Annotated in this window: 24 protein-coding genes and 1 tRNA gene; 18 read left to right on the top strand and 7 right to left on the bottom strand. The window is 66.9% G+C overall.

Going from position 1 to position 21,529, the window contains the following annotated elements:
- Positions 1-11: 11 nt before the first annotated feature.
- Positions 12-236: a DUF1272 domain-containing protein gene (locus RSE14_RS12090; protein ID WP_324074009.1), complete on the top strand. Its 225-nt coding sequence runs from the start codon at positions 12-14 to the stop codon at positions 234-236.
- On the top strand, positions 233-1,075 hold the full coding sequence (gene thiD, locus RSE14_RS12085) for a bifunctional hydroxymethylpyrimidine kinase/phosphomethylpyrimidine kinase (RefSeq protein WP_324074007.1): 843 nt from the start codon (positions 233-235) through the stop codon (positions 1,073-1,075). Before RSE14_RS12090 ends, thiD begins: the two co-directional genes overlap by 4 nt.
- Here thiD and RSE14_RS12080 read toward each other — a convergent pair.
- From RSE14_RS12080 to RSE14_RS12070, 3 genes are all read right to left on the bottom strand, one after another.
- A complete protein-coding gene (locus tag RSE14_RS12080) occupies positions 1,030-1,545 on the bottom strand; it encodes a GNAT family N-acetyltransferase (RefSeq protein WP_324074005.1) in 516 nt (171 codons plus the stop codon). The two genes, thiD and RSE14_RS12080, sit on opposite strands and share 46 nt — an antisense overlap.
- 4 nt (positions 1,546-1,549) lie before the next feature.
- Positions 1,550-2,425 (bottom strand): LOG family protein, encoded by an 876-nt coding sequence (locus RSE14_RS12075; protein ID WP_324074003.1) that lies wholly within the window; start codon positions 2,423-2,425, stop codon positions 1,550-1,552.
- A gap of 117 nt (positions 2,426-2,542) precedes the next feature.
- A tRNA-Gln gene (locus tag RSE14_RS12070) sits at positions 2,543-2,616 on the bottom strand.
- Between the two features lie 200 nt (positions 2,617-2,816).
- Between RSE14_RS12070 and RSE14_RS12065 the strand changes: the two genes are divergently transcribed.
- Complete coding sequence (locus RSE14_RS12065; RefSeq protein ID WP_324074001.1) at positions 2,817-4,082, top strand: Ppx/GppA phosphatase family protein; 1,266 nt, start codon at positions 2,817-2,819, stop codon at positions 4,080-4,082.
- The gene (locus RSE14_RS12060; RefSeq protein WP_324073998.1) at positions 4,079-4,744 is read left to right on the top strand and encodes an RlmE family RNA methyltransferase; all 666 of its coding nucleotides are present in this window, start codon (positions 4,079-4,081) and stop codon (positions 4,742-4,744) included. The genes RSE14_RS12065 and RSE14_RS12060 overlap by 4 nt, the downstream gene beginning before the upstream one ends.
- 82 nt (positions 4,745-4,826) lie before the next feature.
- Here the strand turns inward: RSE14_RS12060 and RSE14_RS12055 are convergent, their stop codons facing one another.
- A complete protein-coding gene (locus RSE14_RS12055) occupies positions 4,827-5,504 on the bottom strand; it encodes a c-type cytochrome (protein ID WP_324073997.1) in 678 nt (225 codons plus the stop codon).
- A 117-nt stretch (positions 5,505-5,621) separates the two neighbouring features.
- Between RSE14_RS12055 and RSE14_RS12050 the strand changes: the two genes are divergently transcribed.
- Genes RSE14_RS12050 through bla form a run of 8 tightly spaced genes read left to right on the top strand, consistent with a single transcriptional unit; the run spans position 5,622 to position 13,835 of the window.
- Entirely contained in the window at positions 5,622-6,527 is a 906-nt protein-coding gene (locus RSE14_RS12050) for a prephenate dehydratase (RefSeq protein ID WP_324073995.1), read from the top strand.
- 60 nt (positions 6,528-6,587) lie between these two features.
- Positions 6,588-7,295 (top strand): hypothetical protein, encoded by a 708-nt coding sequence (locus RSE14_RS12045; protein ID WP_324073993.1) that lies wholly within the window; start codon positions 6,588-6,590, stop codon positions 7,293-7,295.
- On the top strand, positions 7,292-8,554 hold the full coding sequence (locus RSE14_RS12040) for a DUF4350 domain-containing protein (RefSeq protein ID WP_324073991.1): 1,263 nt from the start codon (positions 7,292-7,294) through the stop codon (positions 8,552-8,554). The genes RSE14_RS12045 and RSE14_RS12040 overlap by 4 nt, the downstream gene beginning before the upstream one ends.
- A gap of 22 nt (positions 8,555-8,576) precedes the next feature.
- A complete protein-coding gene (locus RSE14_RS12035) occupies positions 8,577-9,533 on the top strand; it encodes an AAA family ATPase (RefSeq protein WP_416379382.1) in 957 nt (318 codons plus the stop codon).
- Between the two features lie 15 nt (positions 9,534-9,548).
- On the top strand, positions 9,549-10,922 hold the full coding sequence (locus tag RSE14_RS12030; protein WP_324073986.1) for a DUF58 domain-containing protein: 1,374 nt from the start codon (positions 9,549-9,551) through the stop codon (positions 10,920-10,922).
- Complete coding sequence (locus RSE14_RS12025) at positions 10,919-11,989, top strand: stage II sporulation protein M (RefSeq protein WP_324073984.1); 1,071 nt, start codon at positions 10,919-10,921, stop codon at positions 11,987-11,989. Before RSE14_RS12030 ends, RSE14_RS12025 begins: the two co-directional genes overlap by 4 nt.
- The gene (locus RSE14_RS12020; RefSeq protein ID WP_324073982.1) at positions 11,986-12,903 is read left to right on the top strand and encodes an RDD family protein; all 918 of its coding nucleotides are present in this window, start codon (positions 11,986-11,988) and stop codon (positions 12,901-12,903) included. The genes RSE14_RS12025 and RSE14_RS12020 overlap by 4 nt, the downstream gene beginning before the upstream one ends.
- On the top strand, positions 12,900-13,835 hold the full coding sequence (gene bla / locus RSE14_RS12015; protein WP_324073981.1) for a class A beta-lactamase: 936 nt from the start codon (positions 12,900-12,902) through the stop codon (positions 13,833-13,835). The genes RSE14_RS12020 and bla overlap by 4 nt, the downstream gene beginning before the upstream one ends.
- 30 nt (positions 13,836-13,865) lie before the next feature.
- Here the strand turns inward: bla and RSE14_RS12010 are convergent, their stop codons facing one another.
- On the bottom strand, positions 13,866-14,930 hold the full coding sequence (locus tag RSE14_RS12010; RefSeq protein WP_324073979.1) for an isoaspartyl peptidase/L-asparaginase family protein: 1,065 nt from the start codon (positions 14,928-14,930) through the stop codon (positions 13,866-13,868).
- Positions 14,931-15,004: 74 nt separating this feature from the next.
- Here RSE14_RS12010 and RSE14_RS12005 point away from each other — a divergent pair, with 74 nt between their 5' ends.
- Both RSE14_RS12005 and RSE14_RS12000 read left to right on the top strand, forming a co-directional pair.
- Entirely contained in the window at positions 15,005-15,517 is a 513-nt protein-coding gene (locus RSE14_RS12005) for a GNAT family N-acetyltransferase (RefSeq protein ID WP_324073977.1), read from the top strand.
- Positions 15,518-15,533: 16 nt separating this feature from the next.
- Positions 15,534-16,484, top strand: coding sequence for an SDR family NAD(P)-dependent oxidoreductase (locus RSE14_RS12000; protein WP_324073975.1), 951 nt, complete (start codon positions 15,534-15,536; stop codon positions 16,482-16,484).
- Here the strand turns inward: RSE14_RS12000 and RSE14_RS11995 are convergent.
- Both RSE14_RS11995 and RSE14_RS11990 read right to left on the bottom strand, forming a co-directional pair.
- The gene (locus RSE14_RS11995; RefSeq protein WP_324073974.1) at positions 16,481-17,419 is read right to left on the bottom strand and encodes an alpha/beta hydrolase fold domain-containing protein; all 939 of its coding nucleotides are present in this window, start codon (positions 17,417-17,419) and stop codon (positions 16,481-16,483) included. The genes RSE14_RS12000 and RSE14_RS11995 overlap by 4 nt on opposite strands.
- Before the next feature lie 45 nt (positions 17,420-17,464).
- Positions 17,465-18,202 (bottom strand): DUF8692 domain-containing protein, encoded by a 738-nt coding sequence (locus tag RSE14_RS11990; protein ID WP_324073971.1) that lies wholly within the window; start codon positions 18,200-18,202, stop codon positions 17,465-17,467.
- Between the two features lie 195 nt (positions 18,203-18,397).
- Here RSE14_RS11990 and ispG point away from each other — a divergent pair, with 195 nt between their 5' ends.
- From ispG to RSE14_RS11970, 4 genes are read left to right on the top strand one after another with little or no spacing between them, the layout of a single operon-like run.
- Complete coding sequence (ispG, locus tag RSE14_RS11985; RefSeq protein ID WP_324073969.1) at positions 18,398-19,546, top strand: flavodoxin-dependent (E)-4-hydroxy-3-methylbut-2-enyl-diphosphate synthase; 1,149 nt, start codon at positions 18,398-18,400, stop codon at positions 19,544-19,546.
- Positions 19,543-20,040 carry a thioredoxin family protein gene (locus RSE14_RS11980; RefSeq protein WP_324073968.1) on the top strand — a complete coding sequence of 166 codons (498 nt, stop codon included), beginning with the start codon at positions 19,543-19,545 and terminating at the stop codon, positions 20,038-20,040. The genes ispG and RSE14_RS11980 overlap by 4 nt, the downstream gene beginning before the upstream one ends.
- Positions 20,037-20,582: a manganese efflux pump MntP gene (locus RSE14_RS11975; protein WP_324073967.1), complete on the top strand. Its 546-nt coding sequence runs from the start codon at positions 20,037-20,039 to the stop codon at positions 20,580-20,582. Before RSE14_RS11980 ends, RSE14_RS11975 begins: the two co-directional genes overlap by 4 nt.
- A gap of 9 nt (positions 20,583-20,591) precedes the next feature.
- Positions 20,592-21,509: a histone deacetylase family protein gene (locus RSE14_RS11970; RefSeq protein ID WP_324073966.1), complete on the top strand. Its 918-nt coding sequence runs from the start codon at positions 20,592-20,594 to the stop codon at positions 21,507-21,509.
- The last annotated feature ends 20 nt before the right edge of the window (positions 21,510-21,529 follow it).

Raw genomic sequence — 21,529 nt, 5'->3', positions numbered from 1 at the left:
AGAAGTCTGCGATGCTCGAAATGCGCCCCGATTGCGAAACCTGCGGCGTCCTGCTGCCCGCCGAGGCGCCGGGCGCCTTCATCTGCTCGTTCGAATGCACTTACTGCGCCGAATGTGCCGAGGACCTCGATGACCGCTGCCCCAATTGCGGGGGCGAGCTGATGGACCGGCCGACGCGGGCGAAGGCGCTGCACGCGAAATTCCCGCCGAGCACGGAGCGCAAGTTCAAGGGATGAGCAACCGCACCCCGCCCCGTATCCTCTCCATCGCCGGCTCGGATTCTTCGGGCGGCGCAGGGATTCAGGCCGATCTCAAGACCATCACCATGCTCGGCGGATATGGCATGAGCGCGATCACCGCCGTCACCGCGCAGAACACGGTGGGCGTGCAGGCGATTGCGCCGATGGCGGGCGACATGGTGGCAGAGCAGATCGCCTCCTGCGTCTCGGATATCGGGGTGGATGCGGTAAAGATCGGGATGCTGCATGATGCCGATATCATCGCCCATGTCGCCCGCGCACTCGAAGGCGTGGTGGCGCCCATCGTGGTCGATCCGGTGATGATCGCCACATCCGGCGCGGCGCTGATCGACCCTGAAGCCATCGCCGCCTTGCGCGAATTGCTGTTCCCGCGCGCCGCGCTGATCACACCCAACCTGCCCGAACTCGGCCACCTGCTGGGCCGCACGCTTGAAGACAGCGGGGCAATGGTTGGCGCGGCCGAGGAATTGTCGCACATGACCGGCGCGGCGGTGCTGGCCAAAGGCGGACACACCACCGACGCGCGGATCATCGACGTGCTCTATCTGCCGGGCTCCGCCACCAGCGAGGGCCGCGCGCTCCATTTCGAGCACCAGCGGATCGACACGCCCCACACCCACGGGACCGGCTGCACGCTGTCAGCGGCGATCGCGACGCTGATGGGCCATGGCCAGCCGCTCGAACACGCGGTCAGACTCGCGCGGCATTTCGTGATTCGCGCGATCGAGGAAGCCCCCGGCTTCGGCGCAGGCAATGGCCCGCTCGGCCATCACGCGGTGCGCGCCAGCCAATCCTCGCGCGACAGGGCGAAATAGACCGAATCGCACCACGCCCCGGCGATCAGCCAGGTGCGCTCGGCGCGGTGGGTCTCGGCAAAGCCCAGCTTTTCCAGCAGGCGGATCGAAGCGTGGTTGCGCGGATCGACATCGGCGGTGATGCGCTCCAGGCCCCCGGTCGTGAAGGCGCGGGCGATGATCGGCGCGAGTGCCTCGGCCACCAGCCCCTGCCCCCACAGGTCGGGCGCAAGGATGTAGCCGATGTCGGGGAAGCGGTAGAACCCCGCCTTGCCCACCGCGCACCCCTGATATTCGATGATGAAATCATCGCCTTCGTGCACCGGCGTCTCGGCCATCGCGGCGAGCCATTCGCGGGTCTGATCCTCGCTATCATGCGGCGGCGTGGCCCAATAGGCCATTGCGTCGGGATCGGACAACACCGCGTGCATCCCGGCAAAGTCCTCTTCCGGGCGCACCCGGCGCAGCACCAGCCGAGGGGTGCGGATCATCGTGTCAATCGCGCGGAAGCTCATAGAAATCGCAGATGCAGGCCCAGGCTTCTTCTGCGGTTTCGACCCAGGTGAACAGGTCGAGATCCGATTTCGAGATCACGCCTTCCTCGGCAATCGCCTCGAAATTGATCACGCGGTTCCAGAACTCCTTGCCGAACAGGATGATCGGGATCGGCTTCATCTTGCCGGTCTGGATCAGCGTGACGAGCTCGAAGAATTCGTCGAAGGTGCCAAAGCCCCCCGGGAACACCGCCACCGCCCGCGCGCGCAGCAGGAAGTGCATCTTGCGCAGCGCGAAGTAGTGGAACTGGAAGCTGAGGTAGGGCGTCACGTAAGGGTTGGGCGCCTGTTCGTGAGGCAGCACGATGTTGAGCCCGATCGATTCGCTGCCCGCATCCGAAGCGCCGCGATTGCCGGCCTCCATGATCGACGGGCCGCCGCCGGTGGTGACGACGAACTGGCGCTCGCCGTTCTCGATCAGGCCCTTTTCCGAAACCAGCCGCGCGAGCTTGTAGGCCTCGTCATAATACTTGGCCTTCTCGGCCAGCCGCGCCGCGACCTTCTGATCATATTCGTCGCCGTTCTTGGCCGCCTCGATCCGCGCTTCGGCCTGCGCCGGCGAGGGGATGCGGGCCGAGCCGTACATCACCAGCGTCGAGCCGACGCGCGCTTCATCGAGCAGCATCTCGGGCTTGAGCAATTCGAGCTGGAAGCGCACCGGGCGCAGCTCGTCGCGCAGCAGGAAATCGGTGTCGCGGAAGGCCAGCTTGTAGGCGGGATGGGCGGTCTGCGGCGTGCGCTCGGGGCCGCCTTCGGCAAAGCGGGTTTCTTCGCCTGCGCGGTAAAACCGGCGCTTGGTAAGGTCTTTATCGTTCATGCTTGACCACTAGATGGGGCGCAGTTGAGCCGCAATAGGTACGGCTCTTTCAATGTTTCACGTGAAACATTCGGGCGTGTTTGAGCGGGGGAGCGCGGGGGCGACGGCGATTATGGCTGGATGCCCCGCAAGGATTCGAACCTTGATTGACGGAGTCAGAGTCCGCTCTCTTACCATTAGAGGACGGGGCATTGGCCATGCGCCGGACATCATCCGGCGGCGTCAGCGAGGGCGCTCACTAGTTTTGTCCGCGCGCAAGGTCAAGGCCATGTTCGCGCCGCCGTCATCGGCACCAAAGGTCGCCCGCTTGTGCTTCACCGCGCCTTGGGTTAGCTTGAGCCCAAGTGCCGTGCGCGAATTCGTGCTGCGGTGATATGAAAGATCGATGCAAATGGCGGAATCCATGCCGCCGGACAGAAATGCCAGGGCTGGCAAGAAACGGGGCTCAAAGTCCGGCAAGGTAGCCGATTTTCGCTACAAACGCGCCCCCCAGTCCGAACTGCCCCGCAAGACCGGCCGCGATGGCCGCGGCAGGGGCAACCCATCTCCCGCGACCCCGGCGGCGCCTGCGCGCGGGAAGCCGGAGCAGGATCTCGCCGCGATCGGCACGATGCGCGCGCCCCATCAGGGCGAGGCCTATGCCGCGCTTGATCTGGGCACCAACAATTGCCGCCTGCTGATCGCGCGGCCTTCGGGGCGCGATTTCACTGTGATCGATGCCTTCAGCCGCGTGGTGAAGCTGGGCGAGGGTCTCGCCACATCCGGCAAGCTCTCGGACAAGGCGATGGACCGCACGCTGGGCGCGCTCACGATCTGCGCCGACAAGCTCCAGCGCCGCTCAGTGCGTCTCGCCCGTTCGGTCGCGACCGAGGCCTGCCGCCGCGCCAGCAACGGCCCCGATTTCATCGAGCGGGTGCGGCGTGAGACGGGCATCGCGCTCGACATCATCAGCGCCGAGGAAGAGGCGCGGCTGGCAGTGCTGGGCTGCCACATCCTGCTCGAAGCCGGCGATGGCCCGGCGGTGATCTTCGATATCGGCGGCGGATCGACCGAACTGGTGCTGGTCGAAGCAGGCAGCGGAGCAGAAGCGAGCCACGTGCCGCGCATCCTCGATTGGCAGAGCGTGCCGTGGGGCGTCGTCTCACTGACGGATACAGTCGGTCGCAGCGAGGAAGGCGAGGCGGCGCGGATCGCCCGCTATGCCAAGATGCGCCAGCTGGTGGGGGACAGTTTCGCACCCTTCGCCGGCCGGGTTTCCGAGGCAGCGGCACACCCCGACATCCGCCTGCTCGGCACCAGCGGCACGGTGACAACGCTCGCCAGCCTCTATCTCGAACTGCCGTCCTATGATCGCCGCGCCGTCGATGGCCTCATCGTTCCTGCTGGCGAGATGCGCGAAATCAGCGCAAGGCTGTCGGTGATGACGCCCTATGAACGCTCCACCCTGCCCTGCATCGGGCAAGACCGTGCCGATCTGGTGGTGGCGGGCTGCGCGATTCTCGAAGCGATTCTCGATCTGTGGCCGGCGCGCCGGCTGGGCGTGGCGGATCGCGGCATCCGCGAGGGCATCCTCCGGAGCCTGATCGCCGCCGAACGGCGCAGCGATGCCTCGCTGCGCGCGCTTCACCAGCAGCGCTCCCACAAGGTCGGGCGATGACCCGCGGCAGCAAGGATACGGGCAAGCGGGTCAAGACCGCCAAGGGCCGCACCGCGAGCCAGGTGCGCTGGCTCGAACGCCAGCTCAACGATCCTTACGTCCGGCAAGCCAAGGCCGACGGCTATCGCAGCCGCGCGGCCTACAAGCTGATCGAGCTCGACGAGAAATTCGGCCTGCTGAAGGGCGCTACCCGCGTGGTCGATCTCGGCATTGCGCCCGGCGGCTGGAGCCAGGTGGCGCGCGCCAAATCGCCCAAATCGCAGGTGGTGGGGATCGACCTGCTGCCGGTCGAACCGCTTGAGGGCGTGACGATCTTCCAGATGGATTTCATGGCCGATGCCGCGCCGCAGATGCTCGCCGATGCCTTGGGCGGTCCGCCCGATCTGGTGATGTCCGACATGGCCGCCAATACCGTCGGCCACAAGCAGACCGATCACCTGCGCACCATGGGTCTGGTCGAAGCGGCAGCGTGGTTCGCAGTCGAGAACCTCGCGCCGGGCGGAGCCTTTGTCGCCAAGGTGCTGGCGGGCGGGACGGATACCGAGCTGCTGAAGCTGCTCAAGCAGCACTTCGCCACGGTCAAGCACGCCAAGCCGCCCGCAAGCCGCAAGGATTCGTCCGAATGGTATGTGGTGGCGCAGAAATTCAAAGGGCGGGAATAGAGCACTTTCCGGCCACTCCGACGCGATCAGGGTGGATCGGAGTGGCCGGAAAGTGCTCTGACCCGCCCTTTTCGTATCCGGATTATTCGGCGGCGGCGGCCGCGGGGTCCGTCCCGGCCTCGGCCGTGGCGACAGCCTCTGCTTCACCTTCCGCAGCAGCAGCGGCAGGCGCCGCAGCAGCCGGGAACGGCAGGTTCGCGCCCTTGGAGTTGAGGTAGGCCGCGATTGCCGCGCGATCCTCGACCTTGGAAAGGCCTGCGAAGCTCATCTTGGTGCCTGCGACATAGGCCTTGGGGCTCTTGAGCCACTGGTTCATCTTGTCCCAGTCCCAGGTGCCGCCGAGCGCCTTCAGTTCGGGGCTATAGGCAAAGCCGGCCTTGGCAGCGACCGGGCCACCCATCACGCCCGCGAGATTCGGACCGACGCCATTGGCGCCGCTCGCATCGGCAGTGTGGCAGCTCTGGCACTTGGAATAGGCCTTCTCGCCCGCAGCGATCAGATCGGCAGCCGGCATGGCATTGAGGGCATCGGCAATCGACATTTCTGCCGGGCCAGCGCCTTCTTCAACCGCGCCTTCAATCACATAGCCGAGCTTTTCGGGGCGTTCCGGCTTGTCGCCATGGAAGAACTTGCCCGAGAGGATCGAAAGACCCAAGCCGAGACCGGCCGCAAACAGCACCCAGCCGGCGGCAGTGTTGAACAGATCGCCGCCACCATTCTGGCCTGCAGCGTTTTCCTGCGAAGAGTTGTCCTGTGTCATCCCGCGCGCCTCTTAATGTCGGGCGAGGGCGCGCGCAAGACTGCTTGTGGCACGAATTCTTGCACCTTTTGCAAGCAGGCTTGCCGCTGGGGCGCGAGGCCTCTAGTCTCGCAGCCCATGCGATCCTTTCCCGGCCCCGCCATTGCCATCGTCGACCAGATGCGCGCCGCTGCCGCCGCCGATCCGGCGCGCGCGATTGCCTTTCAGGGCTCGCCCGGTGCCAATTCGCACCGTGCCGCGACAGAAGCCTGCCCTGATCTCGCGCCGCTGCCCTGCTTCAGCTTCGAGGACGCGCTCGAAGCGGTGAAGGACGCTCGCGCGGGCGCGGCGATCATCCCGATCGAGAATTCGCAGCACGGGCGGGTTGCCGATATCCACTTCCTGCTGCCCGAAAGCGGCCTCCACATCATCGGCGAATATTTCATGCCGATCCACCATGCGCTGATGGCGCCGGGCGAGAACACCCCGGGCCGCACCTTCGAGGCGGCCTATTCGCACCCGCAGGCATTGGGCCAGTCGCGCCATTATCTGCGCGCCCGCGGGATCGTGCCGCTCAGCCACGCCGATACCGCGGGCGCGGCCGCCTATGTCGCAGAGCGCGGAGATCCCACCGTGGCAGCCATCGCTCCGGCGCTGGCGGCCGAGCTCTACGGGCTCACCATCATCGAGCACAATGTCGAGGACAGCCCCGACAACATGACCCGCTTCGTCATCCTCGCGGCCGAGCCGCTGGAAGCCGGCGCGCTGGCGGGCAAGCCGGTGATGACGACCTTCATCTTCGAGGTGAAGAACATCCCCGCCGCGCTCTACAAGGCGCTCGGCGGCTTCGCCACCAACGGCGTCAACATGACCAAGCTGGAATCCTACCAGCAGGGCACCAGCTTTGCCGCGACCACCTTTTACGCCGACATCATCGGCGCGCCGGGCGATCCGGCGGTGGACCGGGCACTGGAGGAATGTGCCTTCCATTCCAAGGAATTGCGCATTCTGGGCACCTATGAACTGGGACGCCCGCGCGGATAGGCCGCGCACCCGCGTTTCCCGGTTGCGCCCGCGCACCAGCCATGCCACCACCCGTAAGGCATGACCGCAGCGGCGCAGAACCTCCCGGCCAACCCACCAGCAGATGAGGGAACAGCGCTCGCCTTCGATGGCGCTGCCTGGGAACGGCTCCGCGAGACGGAGGACATCCAGTTCGCGCCGGTCGACATTCCCATGATCAAACCGCCCGAGCCGAGCTGGTTCGAGAAGATGCTGGCCGATGTCTTTGCATGGCTCGCCGATCTGTTCGCGCCTCTCGGCCGTTTGCTCGGGGCCTCGTGGTGGTGGCTGCAATGGCTGCTGCTGGCCCTCGTCGCGGCGTTCGTGCTCGTGCTCCTGTGGCGCACCTTCGCTCCGGCAAGCTGGGCAAGGCGCAAGCCTGCTGTCGCCGCTGCGGGCGAGGAATGGCAGCCCGAAGCCGCCGCCACTCTCGCGCTGCTGGAGGATGCCGACCGGCTGGCCGCAGAGGGCCGGTTCGACGAGGCGACCCGCCTGCTGCTCCAGCGCTCTGTCGGCCAGATCGCGGCCGCGCGGCCCACGCTGGTCGAACCCTCCACCACCGCGCGCGAGCTTTCCGCGCTGCCGGCCTTGCCCGAAGCCGCGCGCACCGCCTTTCGCGTGATTGCCGAACGGGTGGAGCGCAGCCTCTTCGCCCTGCGCAGCCTTGAGCGCGCCGATTGGGAAGCGGCCCGCGCCGCCTATGCCGAATTCGCGCTGGCCCGGCTGACCGCGCAAGGAGCGGCGGCATGAGCGGCCCGGGCGCAGGCGCCTTCTCGCGCGGGGGCGCGCTGGCGCTGGTGGCGGGCGGCTTTGTGCTGTTCCTCGCGCTGATCTGGCTGCTGGGTTCGGGCGCGCAATTCCTCGGCAATGCCAATAACGGCGATGCCCATGCCTCGGCCAAGGGCCTCAATGGCTATGCCGCGCTCGTGCGGCTGACCGAGGAGGCGGGCTTTGCGGTCGAGCGTTCGCGCAGTCCAGCGGGGCTCGAGACCGAGGGCCTGCTGGTGCTTACCCCGCCGCCCGAGACCGATCCGCTCGAACTCGCCAAGCTGCTCAAGAAGCGCGAGGCGATTGGACCGACGCTGGTGATCCTGCCCAAATGGGTCGCGCTTCGTCCTCCGCCCGATCTGCCCAAGGAAGCGAGCGACAAGTTCGAGCCCGGTTGGGTGATGCTCGAAGGCGCTGCCCCATTGCTGTGGAGCGAAAGCCTGCCTGCACCCTATGGCTTCAAGCGCGAGAGCGAGGAGCTGCAACCCGACGAAGAGCCGGGCTGGGAAGGCTTTGACCTCTCGGGCCAGCTCCCCACCCGCTCGATTGCCTATACCGAGGGCGAGACGGCGCAGGAGCCGCTCGTCACCGACAGCGCGGGGCATTGGTTGGCCTTGCGGGTAATCGGCACCGAAGGCTCGGACTTCTACGAGAATGCGCATTGGACGGTGTTCGTTGCCGAGCCTGACCTGCTCAACAATTACGGCCTTGCCGACAAGACCCGCGCTGAAGCGGCGATCGCGCTGCTCTCCGCAGCGGCCTATGATGGCGATGTCGGCAGCGTCACTTTCGATCTGACGATGAACGGCTTTGGCGCATCGGAAAACCTGCTGACGCTGGCCTTCCGCCCGCCTTTCCTTGCCGCGACCCTGTGCCTGCTGCTGGCGCTGCTGATCATCGGCTGGCGCGCCTTCCAGCGCTTTGGTCCGGCGGCGAGCGATGCGGGGCCGCAAATCGCTTTCGGCAAGCAACGGCTGATCGCCAACGGCGCGAGCCTGATCCTGCGCGCACGCCGGCTGCACCTTCTGGGCGCGCCCTATGCCGCGCTGACCGCCCGCCGGTTGGCCGAGCGGCTCGGGCTGCAACGGGCGGATGCCGCCGCGATCGACGCCGCGCTGGCTCGCCGCCTGCCGAACGAAGAGCCCTTCTCGCGCCGCGCCGCAAGGCTCGAAGGGGCCACCAAGCCTTCCGACATTCTGGGCGCCGCACAGGCGCTCGACGATCTAACCGCCAAGCTGTGACAGGGACCGCAAACCGATGACCATGAGCCTTACCGATGTGCGCGCACTCGCCGATGCCATCCGCGCCGAAATCGCCAAGGCGATCATCGGGCAGGATGGCATGGTCGATATGCTGCTGGTGGCGCTCCTCTCGGAAGGCCATGTGCTGCTGGAAGGACCGCCGGGCACCGCCAAGACCTTCCTTGCGCAGAGCTTTGCGACCGCGCTGGGCCTCGACTTCGGGCGCATCCAGTTCACGCCCGATCTGCTGCCGGGCGATATCCTCGGCTCCAACCTGTTCAACTTCCAGACCAGCCAGTTCACCCTCACCCGCGGGCCGATCTTCTGCGATCTGCTGCTGGCCGACGAGATCAACCGCACCCCGCCCAAGACCCAGGCCGCGCTGCTCGAAGCGATGCAGGAACGGCGCGTGACGCTGGACGGGGAAACCTACCCGCTGGGCGACAGCTTCATGGTCGTCGCAACCCAGAACCCGATCGAGAACCAGGGCGTCTACCCCCTGCCCGAAGCCCAGCTCGACCGCTTCCTGTTCAAGCTGCTGGTGCCCTATCCGGCGGAAGAGGAAGAGGCACGGATCGTTGCCACCTATGGCAAGCGCTCCGGCCCGCAGCGCCCCGCCGATCTGGGCGTTGTGGCGGTCACCAATGCCGCCGGGATCGCCGCCGCCAGCGCCGCGCTGTCGCAGGTGACAGTGGCGGACGAGATCACCGCCTATGTCGTGCGGCTGGTGCGCGCCACCCGCGAACATGCCGAGCTGACCGTCGGCGCATCGCCCCGCGCCGCCGTGCTGCTGGCCGGAGCCGCCCGCGCCCGCGCCGCGCTGGAGGGCCGCGATTACGTGATCCCCGATGATGTGAAAGCGCTCGCCGTGCCGGTGCTGCGCCACCGCCTCACGCTCTCGCCCGCAGCCGAGATCGAGGGCCGCGACATGGAGGCGCTGGTCGCCGAACTGGTCGATGCGACCGAGGCGCCGCGGTGACGGGGCACTGATCCGATGGCCGCGCCCTACCGCCTGTTGGTCACGATCCTGACGCCGGTGATGCGGCTGCTCGTCCTCGTGCCGACCGAGCGGGCGGCATGGGCGATGGCTGCGCTCGCGCCGGTTGCGCTGGTGATCGCGGCCACTGCGCTCGGCGCGTGGGTGGTGGCACCGGTGATCGGCGGGGTGCTGCTCGGCCTTGTGGTGCTCGATGCGCTGCTGGCGGGGCGCAGCGCCGGATGGGCAATCCACCCGCCCGCCGATGTGGAAGTCGGCCAGCCGGCCAGCCTTGCGATCAGCGCCCGCTTTACCGGCGGGCGGCAACGCAATGTGAAGGCCGCGCTCGCCTGTGACCCGCGCCTTGCCGAGGGCGGGAGGATCAACATCGCGCTCGCGCCCGAGGTAGCCGAGCCCGGCTGGCGCGGCGAAACTCTGATCACCGCCAACCGCCGCGGCACGGCGCCTGTAACGCAAGCCTGGCTCTGCTGGGAAGGGCCGCTCGGCCTCGGCGCGCGCCAGATCAGCTACCCGCTCGAACAGGCGATCCGCATCTGGCCCGATCTCTCTCCCGTCCGATCAAAGGACATGCAAACCTTCCTGCGCAACAATCAGACAGGCCTCATCGCCCGGCGCATCCGCGGCGAGGGGACGCAGTTCGAGGCTTTGTCGGAATACGAGCCCGGGATGGACCGCCGCCGCATCGACTGGAAGGCAAGCGCGCGCCACACACGCCTCTACGCCCGCGAGAACGAGAGCGAGCGCAACAACCAGATCGTCTTCGCCTTCGATTGCGGGCAGGCGATGTGCGAGGCGGTGGACGGCCTGCCGCGCATCGACCGCGCAGTCTCGGCCGCGCTCACCTGCGCCTATGTCGCGCTCAAGGGCGGGGACAAATGCGCGCTCTTCGGCTTTGCCCGAAGGCCGCAGCTGTTCACCCCCTTCATCACCGAAACGCGTGCCTTCCACCGCTTGCAGAGCGCCGCAGCGGGCCTCGACTACGAGGCGGCCGAGCCCAATTTCACCCTCGCGCTTGCCACCCTCACCGCCAAGCTCAAGCGCCGCTCGCTGGTGGTGGTGTTCTCAGATTTCACCGATCCGACCAGCGCCGAACTGATGGTGGAAAGCCTCGGGCGGCTGGCGAACAAGCACCTGGTGCTGTTCGTCACCATCGCCGATGCCGAGGTCGAAGCGCTGATCACCGCTCCGCCGGGCGATATCGCAACCCTAGCCCGCGCGGTCACCGCCGATACGCTCGCCCAGCAGCGCAAGCTGGTGCTGAACCGCTTGCGCCGCATGGGGATCGACGTGATCGAAGCCCCCTGGGCGAAAATCGGCCCGCAGCTGATCGACCGCTATTTCCTCATCAAGAACAGCGAGGCGATAGGATGAAGGCGCCGGTGCTGTCCTCATGGTTCGGCCGCGGCGAAATTGCCGCGCCGCCCGATATTGCCAGCGCGACGCTGCGCTCGGACCGCTTCCGGCTGGAGCGCGAGGGCGAATGGCGGCGGCTCGAAGGGATCGTGGCGGCGATGGAGCGCGGCGGGCTGAAGCGCATTGCCGACGAGGATCTGCTGGCGCTCCCGGCGCTCTATCGCACCGCCGCATCGAGCCTTGCGGTGGCGCGCGAGACATCGCTGGATGCAGCCACGCTCGCCTATCTCGAGGCGCTGGTGCAGCGCGCGTGGTTTCAGGTCTATGGTCCGCGCCGGGGCTTTGCCAGCTGGCTGCGCGAATTCCTGCTGGGCGGATGGAGCCGCGCGGTGCGCGCAATGTGGCTCGACATCTGCATCGCGCTGTTCGTGATGGTGGCGGGCGCGATTGTCGGCTGGCTGCTCGTGGCGCAGGACGAGGCCTGGTATTACCGGCTGGTGCCCGGCGGCCTTGCCGACACCCGCGTGCCGGGGGCAAGCCGCGAGGAACTGGCGCGCAGTCTCGCCACCGAGGAAAGCGCCGTCGGCCTGTCCACCTTCGCCGCGCAGCTGTTCAGCAACAATTCGGCGGTGTGCATCCTTGCCTTCGCGCTCGGCTTTGCCTTCGGCATCCCCTCGCTGCTGCTGATGGTGCACAATATGGCGGTGCTCGGCGCGATGCTGTGGCTGTTTTCCGGACAGGGGCTGACGGTGGAGCTTGCCGCATGGCTGAGCGTCCACGGCACGACCGAGATTTTCGGCATCCTGCTATCAGGCGCGGCTGGGCTGCATATCGGGCGCTCGATGGCCTTCCCGGGCAGCCGCTCCGTGCTGGCAGCAGCATCCGAAGCGGGCCAGCGCGGCGCGGTGGTGATGGTGGGCGTGGTGATCATGATGATCGTCGCCGCCTTCCTCGAAGCCTTCCCGCGCCAGCTGGTCGACGGCACCGCCAGCCGCTTCCTGATCGGCGGCACCATGCTGGCCTTCTGGCTCGCCTATTTCTTCCTCTACCGCACCCCGCCCACCCGCGATGAGGACACGGCATGATCGCGGCCGACAAGCTTTCGCGCACGATGTTGACGCCCGAGGGGCTGGCCCTGCCGATCCGTGTCGGCGCGCGCGGATCGCGAGCAGGCGCGCTGATGCTCGATGTCACCTTCATCGTCGGCAGCATCATCGCGTTCAACTATGCGCTCTACTGGATTGCGGGCGGGTTGCTGAAGGGCAGCGTGCTCGATCCCGCCGCCACCTCGCGCGGGGCGCAGGAGTTTCTCCAGATCCTCGTGGTGATGGCCGATTTCCTCGTGTGGTACGGCTATTTCCTCGTGCAGGAGCTGGGGCCGCGCGGCGCGACCCTGGGCAAGCGCATGCTCGGCCTGCGCATCGCATCGCGCAGCGGCGGGCGGCTCACCCCCGAAGCGGTGATCGCCCGCAATCTGCTGCGCGATATCGAACTGTTCTACCCGCTGATCTTCGTGCTGGTGCTGCTGGTGCAAAGCATCGAGGGCGAGGGAGACCCGCTGCTCGGCTGGATCGCGACCGGCTGGTTCGCGCTGTTCCTGCTGCTGCCCTTTTTCAACCGCGACGGGCTGCGCGCGGGCGATATCGTGGCGGGGACATGGGTGGTCGAGGCACCGCGCACGCGGCTGGCGGAAACGCTCTCGACGCAGGGCGCGGCCGCGACCCGCGGGGCCAGCGCGGTCACCGGCGCGCGCTATGAATTCGGCGAGGCCGAGCTGTCGGTGTATGGCGAAAAGGAATTGCAGACGCTCGAAAAGATGCTGCGCGAAGCCCGGCCCGAAGCGCTTGAGGCGGTCCACGCCACGATCTGTCGCAAAATCGGGTGGAACCCGGGTGCGGGCGACGAGCGGGCTTTTCTCGAAGCCTTCTATGCGCAATTGCGGGCCAAGCTCGAAGGCGACATGCGGTTCGGCAAGCGCAAGGCGGACAAGTTCTCATGATGATCGACAGGCGATTGTTTCTTGGTGGCACGCTGGCTCTGGGGGCAGGCGCCTGCATCCCGCCCGACCAGAGCCCCGTCGGGCGGCTGGCGGCAGAATTGCGGCTGATCGAGGCCGCCGGGAACGGCACGCTCGGCGTCGAGATTTACGACACGGCCAGCGGGCTATCGGTCGGGCTCAACCAGACCGCGCGCTTCGGCCATGCCTCATCGTTCAAGTTCAGCCTCGCCGCCCTGCTGCTGCAACGCCATGCGGCTGGCCTGATCGATGCCGACAAGCACGTGACGTGGACGCAAGACGACATGATGCACCACGCGCCCTTCACCGGCGAGCGGCTCGCGACTGGCGCGACCTTGCGCGAGCTGGCGAGGGCGACGCAGACCACCTCGGACAATCCGGCGGCCAATATCCTGCTCAGGCATCTGGGCGGCCCGGCGGGACTGACGGCCTTCTGGCGCTCGATCGGCGACGAGGCGAGCCGGGTCGATCGCTACGAGCCGGAGATGAATCTCGTGCCGACGGGCGAATTCCGCGACACTGCCACCCCTGCCGCGATGGCGCGCAATGTCGCCAGAATCATCTACGGCGACGTGCTGCCCGAGGCGGAACGGGCCGAACTCAAAGGCTGGATGATCGAAACGCAAACCGGCGTGCGCCGTGTGCGTGCCGGGCTGCCCGAAGGCTGGGTAGCGGGCGACAAAACCGGCACCAGCGGGCTCGTTGGCGGCACCGAGTACAACTATATCGACATCGGTTTTGCCGAAGCGCCCAAGGGCCGCCCCCCGATCACCTTCGCCTGCTATTTCCGCGCCCGCCAGACCGAGGACGACATGCAACCAATCGGCGAGCTGACGCTGGCGCGGGTGGGCAAGGTGATCAAGGAATTCGCCGAACCCGACAAGGGCCTGCCGCTGGTGGGCAAGCTTTACTGACCCTCATGCCCCTGACCCGGGGCAGGGAGATCAATGATCGGGCGTGCTCGTCACCTTCGTCTCACCGCCGAAGATGCCCACTTCGCGTAGCCCCGCGCTGGTCGCGCGGCCGCGATACATGCCGGTGGTGTTGAAGCTGAACAATGCGTGGCCTTCGGGCGTGACGAGGATCACCCCGCCATCGCCGCCGAGCCCTGCGACATCGGCCATCACCTCGTCGATGATGTACTGCGCCTCCTTCGCCTCGACCGCGTTGCCCGCGTCGGGGGTGGAGGCCATGGCAGCCTTGACCTCGTGCACCGCCCTGAGCCGCGCGCAAATCTCGTGCGCCACGCCGACGCGCAGGAAATATTCGCCCCATCCGGTCGCCGAGACGGCGCAGGCGCGGTTATCGGCATAGGTGCCCGCACCGATCACCGGCGCATCGCCGACGCGGCCCCAGCGCTTGCCGGTCATCCCGCCGGTGGAGGTGCCGGCCGCCACGTTGCCGTTCTGGTCCAAAGCCACCGCGCCCACCGTGCCGAACTTGTGATCGACATCCAGTGCCAAGAGCTTTTCCGCCTTCAGCCGCTCCAGCGCCTCGCGCCGTGCAGGCGTGGCGAAATATTCGGGCGGGGTGACGGGAAAGCCCTTCTCGAGGGCAAAGGCTTCCGCGCCCGCACCCATCAGGAACACGTGCTCGCTATCGGTGCGCACCTTGTCTGCGAGGAGGATCGGGTTCCTGACCGTCTTCACCCCCGCGACTGCGCCCGCCGAGCGATCGCGCCCGTCCATGATCGAGGCGTCGAGTTCGTTGGTGCCGTCCCAGGTGAACACCGCGCCCTTGCCCGCGTTGAACAGCGGCGAATCCTCCATCGGGATGATCGCCGCCTTGATCGCGTCCATCGCGCTGCCGCCTTCGCGTAGCACCTTCGATCCCGCTTCCAGCGCGGCTTGCAGCGCCGCTTCGTAGGCCGCGCGTTTTTCCGGCGTCATCTGCTTGGGATCGAGCGTGCCCGCCCCGCCATGGATGGCGAGCGACCACTTGGGCGCATCTTCGGCAAGGGCCGGCTGGGTGATCAGGGCGAGTGCTAAGGCTGCGATGAGTTTCTTCATGGACAAAGGTGTAACGCGCCCTTCGCCCTTTCGCCAGCTTAACAGCACAGGCCCAAGCGGCTAGGACGTGGAGGATGATCTATCGTCCTGCCATCCTTGCCGATGCCCCTGCCCTTGCCGTGCTGGGCGCCGAGACCTTCGTCGCCGCCTTCGGCCATCTCTACACACCGGAAGACCTCTCCGCCTTCCTCGCGCAGGTGCACAACCCCGAGGCCGTGGCCGGAGAGATCGCGGGCAATGAATGCACCCACTGCCTTGTCGAACATGAGGGTCAGCTCATCGCCTTCTGCAAGCTGCGCTATCCCAGCCATTATGCGTCCTACTCCGATGCGGCCAATCCGTTGGAGCTGGGCCAGCTCTATGCCCTGCCCGGCCACACCGGCCACGGGATCGGCGCGCAGCTGATGGACTGGGCTCTGGGCGTGGCCCGCGAGCGGGGGCATGATGCGGTGCTGCTCAGCGTCTATTCCGAGAATTTCGGCGCACAGCGGTTCTACCAGCGCTACGGCTTCGGCAAGATCGCGGACATCACCTTTCAGGTCGGGGACCACTTCGATCCGGAATTCCTGTATGAACTGAAGCTATAACAACGGGAGAGGGAACATGAGCGGATTTGGCTGGAGCAGCACCACCGACGAGGTGCTGGCGGGCAAGGACCTTTCGGGACGCACGGTGTTCATCACCGGTGCCAATTCGGGGCTGGGGCAGGAAACCGCCCGCGCCATGGCGAGCCGGGGCGCGCATGTGATCCTTGCGGGACGCGATCAGGCCAAGCTGGACGAGAGTGTCGCCGCGATCCAAGAGACCGTGCCCAAGGCGCAGCTCGATACGATCACCATCGATCTCACCTCGCTCGAAAACATCCGCGCCGCCACCTCGCGCGCGCGCCAGCGGTTCCAGAAGATCGATCTGCTGATCAACAATGCCGGGGTTATGGCGACGCCGTTCCTGCACACCCATGACGGGTTCGAGATGCAATTCGGCACCAACCACCTCGGCCATTTCGCCATGACCGCCGAGCTTATGCCGCTGATCGAGCGCGGGGCGCTGAAGCGCATCGTCAACCTGTCGAGCCGCGGGCACCACTTCGCGCCCGTCAATTTCGACGACCCCCATTTCGAGCGCCGCGCCTATGATCCGTGGGAAAGCTACGGCCACTCGAAGACCGCCAATGTGCTGTTCTCGGTCGGGCTGGAACAGCGCTTTGCGGTGATGGGCATCCACGCCTATGCCGTGCACCCGGGCGGCATCCAGACCAATCTCGGCCGCCACATGACGCCCGAGATGATGGAGGCGCTGATGGCGCGCGTCACCTCGAAAGACGCGGGCTTTGCCTGGAAGACCATCCCGCAGGGCGCGGCAACCAGCTGCTGGGCGGCGACCGCCGAGGAACTGGAAGGCAAGGGCGGGGTCTATTGCGAGGATTGCCACGTTGCCGAAGTGGACGACGAATCTTCCACCGGAGGCGTGCGATCCTACGCCCTCAACCCGAGCTTTGCCGACCGGCTGTGGAAGCTCTCGGAAGAACTGACCGGGGCGAAGTTCCCGAGCTAGGCGGCGATAAAGGCCCGCAGCAGACCGAACACATCCTTCGCCTCGCGCGTCGGGGTGATCGCCATGAAGACGTGCGGGGCGGCCTCGTATTCGTAGAGCTTCGCGTCCGCTCCGGCGGCGCGCAGCTTTGCGGCGAAGGTGCGCGAATCGACGATGAACAGGTCATGCCGCCCGGTCCAGATGCGGGTCGGGGGAAGCTGCGCGAGGTCCTGCGCCGCAGCGTAGAGCGGGCTCACCGCGGGCGCATCCATCGCCCGGCCTGCCGCCACCAGAGCGCCGCAAGCGCGCAGGGTGCCGATCTTGAGCATCACGTCATGCGGCTCGACGGCGGCAATCGCCGGGTCCGCCAGCCCGAGATCGAGCCACGGCGCAAACAGCGCAAGCTTGCCGGGTAGCGGGCCGCCTGCCTCCACCTGGCGCAGCGCCAGTGCCAGCGCCATATGCCCGCCCGCGCTGTCGCCATTGAGGATGATCTGTGCCGGATCGTGGCTCGCGGCCAGTTCGGCATAGACCGCATCGGCGAGATCGTCCTGCGCATGATAGGGCGCCTCGGGCACCATCGGATAGAGCGGCACGGTGACGCTGATTCCGCAGGCATCCACCATCGCGGCCACCAGCGGCCAGTGCTCCTTGAACATCGGGCGCACGAACCCGCCGCCATGGAAATAGAGCATGTGCCAGGCCGCAGGGCCGCTCCTGGGGTGGATCGTCACCACGAGGCTGCCGAGAACCTCGCGTTCCTCCACTTGATAACGGTTGCGGAAGCTCTCGGGCATGGCGGCATCGCCCGGGAGCGTGCGGCCGGCCATCACGGCATGAAAGCCTGCCTCGTCATGCGGGAACACCGGCGGACGCTTGGCCAGCAGCCACTTCACCCCGCGCATCAGCAGGCTTGGCGCAGGGCTGCGCAGTTCGGTCGGATTATCGGTCAGCATGGTGTCTCCCTCGAGCGGCGCAGAGTGCCGCGCCGGGGAGGCAAGTCAAGCCTGCAGGAACTGCACCCGGTGACTGTGCCCGGCCATCGCCTTGGCTCGGCCGGTCTCGACATCATAGATGGCCACGCACAGGGCAAACACCAGCACGATCATGGCAAACTCGCCCTCGTCCTCGATGAAGGCGAAGAGGTTGATCGCCATCGGCCCGTGATCGCCCCAGGAGGTCGCCAGATCCACCGCCACGCCGAACACGGCCGCGCCGGCAATGAAGACCGAGATGAGCATGCCGTAGATCGCGGCGCGCTTGTCGGCCTTGAGGATCGCGGCAACAATTCCCAGCGCCCAGGCACCGCCGACGACGAGGAACACCAGCGTTTCGGCAAGGTGGTTCGGCTGCACCGGCAACCAGCTTGCCGCCGGCATCGCCGCTCCGAGGAGGAAGCCGAGCTGCTCGTGGATCTCGACCCAGTTATCGAGCGTCATCCACGCGAACAGGATCGCGCTGGTGAGGTAGACCAGCGCGCGATCGCGTAGCCACAGCAGGAACAGCATCACGCCTGCCGCCGTGGTCAGCGAATATTCGAGGAATTCGGCAAAGGAGCCGTCCTGCGACATGAAGAACTGCACCGGCAGCGCCGCCCCGGTCGCATCGCCGTAATGCGCCGCGACATCGAGGCCGACGAGCACGCAGGCGTAGGGAATGATGCAGAAGAGCGCGAGCCGCATGGCACGCGATCTCAGGAGCGGGCCGCCGATATCGGCAATGTCGTTGCGTGTAATCATCTGGCCTTCCCGTCCCCGGCCGTCATGTGAGTGACAGCCCTGAGTCACAAATACGCCTGCGCGCAGGCGGCGCGAACCCGCAAAAGCCGGACTGCACCAATCTGCGACACCATGAAGATTTGCAGTTACCGGCCGCATCTGACTTGCGCGCGCCAAGTCATTGCCCCGCCTCGTCCGCGCGGCTATAGGCGGGGCATGTCTTCCATCCGTCCGTGGCGCACGATCGAACGGCGCAAATGTCGCCAGATCATGGTGGGGAATGTCCCCGTTGGCGGTGATGCTCCCATCACCGTGCAGACCATGACCAACACCCCGACCGAGGATATCAAGGCGACGATCGACCAGATTCGGCGCTGCGAAGAGGTGGGCGCGGATATCATCCGCGTGTCCTGCCCGACCGAGGAATCGACGAAGAACTTCAAGCAGATCACCCGCGCCTCGCGGATCCCGATCGTGGCTGACATCCACTTCCACTACCAGCGCGCGCTCGAAGCGGCGGACGCGGGCGCGGCCTGTCTGCGCATCAACCCGGGCAATATCGGCTCGGCCCAGCGCGTCGCCGAAGTGGTGCGCGCCGCCAAGGCCAATGGCTGCGCGATCCGCATCGGGGTGAACGCCGGCAGCCTTGAAAAAGACCTGCTCGAAAAATACGGCGAGCCCTGCCCCGAAGCGCTGATCGAAAGCGCATTGGATCACATCAAGCTGCTGCAAGACCACGATTTCCACGAATACAAGGTGGCGGTGAAGGCCTCCGACGTGTTCCTTGCGGTCGCGGCCTATCATGGCCTTGCCGAAACGGTCGATTGCCCGCTGCACCTCGGCATCACCGAGGCGGGCGGCCTGATCGGCGGGACCGTGAAGTCCTCGATCGGCATCGGATCGCTGCTGTGGGCCGGGATCGGCGACACGATCCGCGTCTCGCTCTCCGCCGAGCCCGAGCAGGAAATCAAGGTGGGCTTCGAGATGCTCAAGGCCTTGGGCCTGCGCACCCGCGGCGTGCGGGTGGTGTCGTGCCCGTCATGCTCCCGGCAGGGTTTCGACGTGATCCGCACGGTCGAAACGCTGGAAAAGCGGCTCGAACACATCAAGACGCCGATGAGCCTTTCGGTGCTCGGCTGCGTCGTCAACGGCCCCGGCGAAGCGCGCGAGACCGATATCGGCCTCACCGGCGGCGGCAATGGCAAGCACATGGTCTACCTTTCGGGGGTGAAGGCCCACGCCATCGATGACGAGGCGATGCTCGAACACATCGTCAAGCTGGTCGAAGAAAAGGCCGCTGCCATCGAGGCGGGCGAAGCCACTGCCTTCGATCCCCACGCCGCGCCTGCCGAAGCCGCCGAGTGATCCGCGCCGCCATTGCCGCAAGTCTGGCGCTGGCGCTCGCCGCTTGCGCAACCACGCCCGAGAGCGCCGCGCCTGCGCGTCCGGATGCGCGCTCCTATGCCGTCACCGCCGATGCGATGGGCGATGCCGCTCTCGCCCGCGCTGCCGCGAACGGCAAGCGGGTGCTGGTGGTGCTGGGCGCGAACTGGTGCCACGACAGCACGGCGCTCGCCGGATGGCTCGAAACCCCGCGCTTTACCGGACTGGTGGCCGAGCGCTACGAGCTCGTCTTCGTCAATGTCGGGATGCCCCAGACCGGCGACGGGCATAACCTTGCCGTGCCCCAGCGCTTCGGCCTTGCCGAGATGAAGGGCACGCCTGGCCTCCTCGTGCTGACCGCCGAGGGCAAAGCCGTGAACCTCGATACCGCCGCCAGCTGGCGCAACGCCGCGAGCCGCAGCGAAGAGGCGATCTACGCCGAGCTTACCGCGCTGGCGGGCCGGCCCGCGCCATGACCGAAGCCCTGCTGCTGGCGCTTGCGCTGGCGATGGACGCCTTCGCTGTCGCTCTCACCCAAGGCGCGAAGTTCCGCCCCGATGCGCGCGGGGGGCTGGCCATCGCGCTCACTTTCGGGGTGTTTCAGGCAGCCATGCCGCTCGCCGGATGGGTGATCGGCGCAGTGGCGCTGATCTATGTCGAAGCGGTCGATCACTGGATCGCCTTCGGGCTGCTGGCATTTCTCGGCGTGCGGATGCTGGGCGGCCATGTCGGCGAGGAAGAGGCGAGCCACGCGCTCACCGGACGCGCGCTACTGCTCGCCGGTGTGGCGACCAGCATCGACGCGCTGGCGGCAGGGATTACGCTGCCGACACTCGGTGTAGCGCCGCTGCTGGCGGTAGCGCTGATCGGCATCGTCACCTTCGCCATGAGCGCGGGCGGCGTCGCGCTGGGCCGCGTCGCGGGCGATACGTGGGGCGAATGGGCCGAGCGTGCCGGCGGCGTGATCCTGATCGCCCTCGGCTGCAAGATCCTTGCCGAGCACACCGGTTACCTCTGAGCGGGCGGGATGCTCCACGTCGTCCACCACGCCGACTACATGGCCCCGCGCCCGGACCGCGGGTCTTTCCGTTTCGACAAATACTATCTCGTGATGGAGGAGCTACGCGCCAGCGGAGCCCCCGTGACCGAACACGCGCCAGATCCGATGCCCCGCGAATGGCTCGAAGCGGTGCACTGCCCCGATTACGTCGACGAGGTGTTCCGCGCCGAGGTGCCGCGCGCCAAGGAACGCCGCATAGGCTTCCCCGTCACCCCCGCGATCACCAGCCGCGTGCGCCACACCAATGGCGGCACATGGCTCGCCGCGCAGTTGGCGCGCCAGCATGGCTACGCCGCCAACTCGGCCGCCGGCAGCCACCATGCGCTGCACGATACCGGCGCGGGCTATTGCGTGTTCAACGATCTCGCCGTCACCGCCAACCGCCTGATCGCGGAGCGGCACGCGCAGCGCGTGCTGATCGTCGATCTTGATGTCCATCAGGGCGATGGCACCGCCAGCCTCACCGCCGGGCGCGAGGATATCTTCACCCTCTCGCTCCATGCCGAGAAGAACTTTCCGGTCAGGAAAGCCCGCTCCAGCCGCGATGTCGGCCTTGCCGACGGGACCGATGACAATGGCTACATGGCCACTCTCTCCCGCCACCTGCCAGAGGTTCTCGCCGAATTCGCGCCCGATTTCGTGCTCTATCAGGCGGGTGTCGATCCGCATGTCGATGACAAGCTCGGCCGTCTGGCGCTCACCGATGAAGGGCTGGCGCTGCGCGACCGCTTCGTGATGGGTGAAGTTCGCAGTCGCGGTCTGTGCATCGCCTCGGCACTGGGCGGGGGCTATGGCGATGATCCGCGCGTGGTGGCCGCGCGCCATGCGGCCTCGATGCTGGCGCTGGCCGATGAAAATGCCCGTTGGCCTGCGCCGCAATCATGATAAGGCACGCTACAAACAGA

Source organism: Erythrobacter sp., from assembly GCF_035194505.1.
In the GTDB taxonomy this organism is placed as follows: domain Bacteria; phylum Pseudomonadota; class Alphaproteobacteria; order Sphingomonadales; family Sphingomonadaceae; genus Erythrobacter.
This window is presented reverse-complemented; position numbering and strand designations above follow the sequence as displayed.